Source organism: Nitratidesulfovibrio sp. 1201_IL3209, from assembly GCF_036763125.1.
Taxonomy (GTDB): Bacteria; Desulfobacterota; Desulfovibrionia; order Desulfovibrionales; family Desulfovibrionaceae; genus Cupidesulfovibrio.
In genome coordinates this window covers 1-425 of the sequence record NZ_JBAIYT010000086.1, presented here as the reverse complement: position 1 = coordinate 425, position 425 = coordinate 1, and the positions used below count along the sequence as shown (strand labels likewise).

Below are 425 nucleotides of genomic sequence, written 5' to 3'. Positions count from 1 at the left end.
AAACCTGTTCGCCGTAAACCCAAGGTTTCCTGGGTAAAGGTAATCTTCCCAGGGTTAGTCGGCCCCTAAGGCGAGGGCGAAAGCCGTAGCCGATGGGAAACGGGTTAATATTCCCGTACTTGCGCGAGTGTGCGATGGAGGGACGCAGGAAGGTAGGCGGGCCGGCTGTTGGCTTAGCCGGTGCAAGCAGGTAGGCTTGAGGGTAGGCAAATCCGCCCTCTTATAGGCCGAGACGCGAGTCCGTGACCGCAAGGTCTGAAGCCGTTGAGCCTCTACTGCCTAGAAAAGCTCCTAAGTTTAGCGCGCGCAAACCGTACCGGAAACCAACACAGGTGGGTGGGGTGAATAACCCAAGGCGCTCGAGAGAACTCTGGCCAAGGAACTCGGCAAAATAACCCCGTAACTTCGGAAGAAGGGGTGCTCTT

1 rRNA gene is annotated in these 425 nt (G+C 56.9%); it reads left to right on the top strand.

The window, feature by feature from the left end:
* Positions 1-425 (top strand): 23S ribosomal RNA (locus V6B97_RS17155); the annotation flags it as partial.